The organism is uncultured Wocania sp., assembly GCF_964021735.1.
In the GTDB taxonomy this organism is placed as follows: domain Bacteria; phylum Bacteroidota; class Bacteroidia; order Flavobacteriales; family Flavobacteriaceae; genus Wocania_A.
Window position 1 is genome coordinate 1 of sequence record NZ_CAXIBN010000184.1, and the last position, 6,165, is coordinate 6,165.

General features: G+C 32.0%; 7 protein-coding genes and 1 pseudogene. 6 read left to right on the forward strand and 2 right to left on the reverse strand.

Annotated elements, in window-relative coordinates; translation table 11 throughout:
- The 6 genes and pseudogenes from AADI82_RS13050 to guaB all read left to right on the forward strand — a co-directional run.
- Positions 1 to 98, forward strand: a pseudogene (locus tag AADI82_RS13050) (hydroxymethylglutaryl-CoA lyase); the annotation flags it as partial.
- A 163-nt stretch (positions 99 to 261) separates the two neighbouring features.
- Positions 262 to 1,440 carry a hypothetical protein gene (locus AADI82_RS13055; RefSeq protein WP_341216866.1) on the forward strand — a complete coding sequence of 393 codons (1,179 nt, stop codon included), beginning with the start codon at positions 262 to 264 and terminating at the stop codon, positions 1,438 to 1,440.
- A gap of 196 nt (positions 1,441 to 1,636) precedes the next feature.
- The gene (locus AADI82_RS13060) at positions 1,637 to 2,164 is read left to right on the forward strand and encodes an FMN-binding protein (protein ID WP_341216867.1); all 528 of its coding nucleotides are present in this window, start codon (positions 1,637 to 1,639) and stop codon (positions 2,162 to 2,164) included.
- Positions 2,165 to 2,653, forward strand: a complete 489-nt coding sequence (locus AADI82_RS13065) for a hypothetical protein (protein WP_341216868.1) — start codon at positions 2,165 to 2,167, stop codon at positions 2,651 to 2,653.
- Between the two features lie 34 nt (positions 2,654 to 2,687).
- Positions 2,688 to 3,395, forward strand: a complete 708-nt coding sequence (locus tag AADI82_RS13070) for an Insecticidal toxin complex protein (protein ID WP_341216869.1) — start codon at positions 2,688 to 2,690, stop codon at positions 3,393 to 3,395.
- A gap of 59 nt (positions 3,396 to 3,454) precedes the next feature.
- Entirely contained in the window at positions 3,455 to 4,927 is a 1,473-nt protein-coding gene (guaB, locus tag AADI82_RS13075; protein ID WP_341216870.1) for an IMP dehydrogenase, read from the forward strand.
- Positions 4,928 to 5,008: 81 nt separating this feature from the next.
- Here the strand turns inward: guaB and AADI82_RS13080 are convergent, their stop codons facing one another.
- Together AADI82_RS13080 and AADI82_RS13085 are read right to left on the reverse strand one after the other, a co-directional pair.
- Entirely contained in the window at positions 5,009 to 5,461 is a 453-nt protein-coding gene (locus tag AADI82_RS13080) for a carboxymuconolactone decarboxylase family protein (protein ID WP_341216871.1), read from the reverse strand.
- A gap of 82 nt (positions 5,462 to 5,543) precedes the next feature.
- Positions 5,544 to 6,110 (reverse strand): Crp/Fnr family transcriptional regulator, encoded by a 567-nt coding sequence (locus AADI82_RS13085; protein WP_341216872.1) that lies wholly within the window; start codon positions 6,108 to 6,110, stop codon positions 5,544 to 5,546.
- Between the last annotated feature and the right edge of the window lie 55 nt (positions 6,111 to 6,165).

Sequence of the window (6,165 nt, forward strand, 5' to 3'; positions counted from 1 at the left end):
TATCTTACTTTACTTCGCAAAAAAGCAATAATTTAAATGCACTCAGTTTTGAGAGCGCTTACAACGAAGCTTCAAAAATATTTAATACTTACCATTAAAAATTTTATGCTTATAATTCTGATATTCAATAAGTAATATTTTTTTGTAAAAAATTATTTTAATTTATTCTAAATAAGCTTTGCGTAAATAATAATCTGTTTTATATTTGCAGCTTCAAATAAACAATTATTTATAATCAGTCTAAATAAAAACAAGACACAAATGAAAAGACTAACCCTACTTTTTTCAATCTTATTAGTATCATTGGCAAGTGCCCAAACACAGCAAGATTCAATCACTTTTGACCCTCAAAAACAATTAAATGCAGCGCAACGTTTGCTTTCTGGTAACTATGGTAAAGCAGTTACAGTTGGTGCATATGGCGAGTTAACGTATAATCAACCAGAGGCTAACAATGGAGAATTGGATGTTCAGCGTTTAGTATTGCTTTTTGGTTATAAGTTTAACGATAAAACTCAGTTTATTACAGAGGTTGAGTTTGAACATGTGGAAGAAGTTTTTATAGAGCAAGCCTTTGTAAATTATGCTATTGCACCAAATGTAAGTTTACGTGGTGGTTTAATGCTGGTACCAATGGGTATAGTTAACGAATTTCATGAACCAACTACATTTAATGGAGTAGAAAGACCAGCAATAGACAATGCCATTGTGCCAACTACATGGCGAGAAATTGGTATTGGTGTTACAGGTAGATTTAACGAAATATCTTTAGGATATCAAGCATATGTATTTAATGGTTTCAAATCAACTGCTTTTGACGGAGAAGGAGGAGTAAGTGGTTTTTTAAAAGGTTCTAATGGATTACGTGGAGGGCGACAGAAAGCAATAAAATCAACAGTTGATAGTCCTACATTTTCAACAAAATTTGATTACTACGGTATTCCAGGATTACGTCTAGGACTTGCAGGATATTTTGGTAAAACACAAGCAGAAGATAATGTAGAAGAAATTGATGGAGCCAACATCGGTATTTCAATGATAGGTTTGGACGCACGTTATGCATTCCAGCGTTTTACAGCACGCGGACAGTTTATCCATGCAACTTTAAGCGATACAGAAGCTTATAATAATTTAACAGGACGAGATTTAGGTAGCGCACTTCAAGGATGGTATCTAGAAGGGGCATACAATTTACTTTCGCAAGAAAAGCAGCAAAAATTGTTTGCGTTTTTGCGATATGAACAATATGACACGCATGCTGATACTGATGGTGCTATAGCTCAAAACGATGCTTATAACCGTACCGATGTTACAACGGGTTTAAGCTACCATATTGCACCAGGAGTAGTGCTAAAAGGAGATTACCAATTTAGAGACAATGCAGTATCTGGAGGGGGTGTACCAAACAGACTTAATTTTGGTATTGGCGTTTGGTTCTAAAAAATAGTTTAAGGCGTTACCCTTTTAGGGTCGGGCTTTCGGCAGTCGCTTCCCGATAAAAAATCGGGAGAGCTTCAACAAATGCCTCAATCCCTAACGCACAAGTACCAAGTAGCTTATTCGTAAATAATATTATTACTAATAAGCTATTTGGCATTTTAATTGTTAAAAGAATAAAAAACAATACTTTTACAGTATGAATTTAAAACAGATTTCAATATTAATTTTTGCTTTAATTATGATGTCTTTTGGTCTACCAAAAAACATTCAGAACAAAGTAAATAAAGAAATCGTAAAAACTTACGGTATTGAAACTTTCGATTTTACAGAAGTTATTATTGCTTCAGATGTTGCAAAAGGGTTACCATCTAAGTTTGAAACCAATAATTTATTTAAAATTGAAGCTAAAGGCAACCTTTTAGGTTATGCCTACTTATCTAAGGCACCAAGTAAAACAGCACTTTTTGATTATTTAGTATTATTAGATAAAGACTTAATTGTTTTAAAATCAAAAGTTTTAATTTACAGAGAAGAATACGGTGGCGAAATTGGGAGTAAGCGTTGGTTAAAACAATTTATAGGTAAAAAAGGCGGAGATCAATTGAAACACGGCGATAATATTATGGCTATTTCTGGAGCTACTATTTCTGTACGTTCTATGACAAATGCGATGAATGATTTTCTTGAGTCTTTAAGAATACTTCAAAGTAAAAACATCTTATAAATGCAGTTAAACGGATTAATATTTACACTTCCTAAAGAGATTAAATTATTAATCGGTGCTTTTATAATTGTATTAAGTATAGGTTTTTATACAGGTTTATTGTTTGTTGGCGAAACATCATCAGCTAATCCTAACGGTATTGAAGAACAATATTTAGGTAATGAAAATGATGAAAATGCTACAGTAATGCGCTTTAAAAAAAGCGAAAAAGAAATGCTTACCTTGGTACATAACCATATATTATCAATGTCCATTATTTTCTTTTTAATAGGTCTTTTAGTTGCTATTACAAAGCTTAATAATAAGTTTAAACTATTTTTAATCATTGAGCCATTTGTATCTGTTATATTTACCTTTGGAGGCCTTTATCTACTTTGGACAGGCATCTTGTGGACAAAATACATAGTTATGTTTTCTGGTATTTTAATGACACTCACTTTTTCACTTTCGATTTTAATTGTATTAAAACAATTACTTCAAAAAAGATAACTTAAAATATATTTTCTCGTACTTTTATAAAGTTATGAGATGGATTTTGACATTATTAATTTTTTTTGTTTTTAATAATTCAGTTTCAGCCAAAGAATGGAGAAGCTTAACAGTCTATCAAAAAAATACTCAAAAGCAAAACCTCTCATCATCCGATTGGTTAAAATCAGACCGACTAAAAAACACGCTGGTTTGGCAGCTCGCTAATCAATATAATTTAACCAATAATTTACCAGATGAGTATCGTAAAATAAATGAACGAAAGGATTTTTACAAGTGGTTGTATCAAGCGCTCGATAAAAAAGGACATGAAGTGGTTTGGGTAAAAATGGCGCATTATATTTCTACTAAACTGCGTAAAATGGAATCTTTTCCATATTCATTATTTTTAAATATAAAGATTTTAGAATATGCAAATTCGGGCAGTAAACAGGTTTTTAATAAAGCTTTTGCGGAGTTAAATTCAATTTATAAATCAAATAAAATTTATAAAGGAAATCTAGCCATTAAATGGGATGAAAACATGTTATGCAAAGAGCAGTATAAATGGATTGATGGCATTTATAAAACTATGGATAAAAGCAGTTTTAAAAAAATACAACGCATAGCAAAAGGAACATTTTTATATCGATTGGTTGTGCCAAAAAAAATTCGTTTTAAAGGCAATCTTTCAAATGCAGAGGCACGATATAATTATGCCTTTAATTACCTTAGAGTGTATTGCGAAAACAGATATAAATAATTAACAATTACTTTATATAAATATTGTATATTTGCACGCAATTATAACGTAATTGCATAATGACTTCACATCAAAACAAATTAGTAGGAGAAGGTTTAACTTACGACGACGTCCTTTTAGTTCCAGCATTCTCAGAAGTACTTCCGCGCGAAGTTAATATTCAAACAAAATTTACACGTAACATTACCATTAATGTACCTATTATTTCGGCAGCAATGGATACCGTTACAGAAAGTAAAATGGCAATAGCAATGGCGCAAGAAGGCGGTATTGGTGTGTTACATAAGAATATGACTATTGAGGCTCAAGCCTTAAAAGTTAGAAAGGTTAAGCGTGCAGAAAGCGGTATGATTATAGATCCTGTAACGCTGCCACTTACCGCTAAAGTTAGTGATGCTAAACAATATATGGCAGAATATGGTATTGGAGGTATTCCTATTGTTGCTGAGAATGGTACATTAAAAGGCATTGTAACTAATCGCGATTTACGTTTTGAGCATGATAATGCTAGACCAATTGTTGAAGTTATGACAAGCGAAAATCTAGTAACATCTTCTATTGGAACCTCATTACAAGATGCCGAAAAAATTCTTCAACAACATAAAATCGAAAAGTTGCTTATTGTTGATGATAGCTTTAAACTTTCTGGTTTAATAACCTTTAGAGATATTACTAAAGTTACTCAAAAACCTATAGCCAATAAAGATGAATACGGGCGTTTACGTGTAGCTGCTGCTATTGGTGTTACTGGTGATGCTGTAGATAGAGCGGAAGCTTTAGTTAATGCAGGTGTAGATGCAGTGGTTATTGATACCGCTCACGGGCACACAAAAGGAGTGGTAACCGTTTTAAAAGAAATAAAATCTAAATTCCCAGAACTTGAAGTTATTGTTGGTAACATTGCAACAGGTGCTGCTGCTAAATATTTAGTTGAAGCTGGTGCAGATGCTGTAAAAGTTGGTATTGGCCCAGGTTCTATATGTACAACACGTGTGGTTGCAGGTGTTGGTTTTCCACAGTTTTCTGCAGTTTTAGAGGTTGCAGAAGCTATAAAAGGAACAGGTGTTCCGGTAATAGCAGATGGTGGAATTCGTTATACAGGTGATATTCCAAAAGCTATTGCGGCTGGGGCAGATACGGTGATGCTAGGTTCGCTTTTAGCAGGAACTAAAGAGTCTCCGGGAGAAACTATTATTTACGAAGGACGAAAATTTAAGTCGTATCGTGGTATGGGGTCTGTTGAAGCTATGAAACAGGGTAGTAAAGATCGTTATTTTCAAGATGTTGAAGATGATATTAAAAAATTAGTGCCTGAGGGTATTGTTGGTCGTGTACCATATAAAGGTGATTTATACGAAAGTATTCACCAGTTTATAGGTGGATTACGTGCAGGTATGGGTTACTGTGGAGCTAAAGATATTGCGACTTTAAAAGAAACAGGACAGTTTGTAAAAATTACAGCTAGTGGTATTAATGAAAGTCACCCACACGATGTAACTATTACTAAAGAATCTCCTAATTACTCGAGATAATTTCTAAGGGTTCGTTTAGTAAATAATAGCGATTTGAATTTAAATTCAAATCGCTATTATTTATATACCTTGTTTGTAACCTTATTTACTTACTTTGTAGTTTCCAGGAGTAAATTCAAAAGTTTTCATTAGTCTATTCCAAGTATTACTTTGAGATATAGTTAGTGTTAAATAGCAAATTTCTTCTTTAGAAAAGTGACTAGTTAAATTATTAAATAATTCTTGAGAAATTGGACTGCTTTTTAGTTTTGTTAATGTGTCAGTAAATAACAAAACAACTCTCTCTTTTTCTGAGAAATAAGGCGTTTCTTCCCAAACACATAAAGAAGATAATCTTAGTTCCGTTTCTCCAAAATGTTTTAACTCTTTGTAGTGCATATCTACACAATAGGCGCATCCATTCATTTGAGCTGTTCTTAATCTTATCATTTCTATCAATTTAATATCTAATGTAGAATTGATAATTGAGTCTTCAATAGTTCTTAAGTTTTCAAACATTCCGTTTGGGATGTCTTGGTAGGTAATTCGTTCCATGATTTTATTGTTTAATAATTTATGAAGCAAATTTATTATGTCTAGTTTAAGTAATGATTAAGGTATCTTAAGAAATAAATTTTTAACTTTTTCTCAGTTCGCTTAAGTATTCAGGAGTGATTTCTAGGTAGGATGCTATCATATATTGTGGAACTCTTTGAATGAAATCCGGGAAATGTTTGACTAAATCATTATATCGATTTTTACTTTTCATTTGTAAATAAATATCATTTTTACGTTGAATAGCAATCAACATATTTTCAGTAATAATTCTGAACAGTCTTTCGAGTTTTGGAATAGAGAAAAAGAGCCTTTCTAATTCCTTCTTATCAATTATCAATATTTCAGTTTTCTCAAGTGCTTGAATAGATATAGTAGAGGGCGTTTTTTTTATAAAACTTTCCAAATTTGTTACCCACCAATTTTCAATGGCGAATTGAGTTATTTTTTCATTGCCTTTGTTGTCAATATAAAATGAGCGAACTAAGCCACTTACAATAAAATATTTACTGTTGCATATTTTTCCTTCTTGAAGAATGTAATCTTTCTTTTGAAATAATTTTGGTGTTAATTTCGAAAATATTTCATCTATTTCAGCATCACTAAATTTAACATATCGATTGAAATATGCTTTGATTTGGTCTTTCATTTAGGATGGTTTTTTATTGTTTTTATGCAAAGATAAAGTTCCGCTTTAATGAACT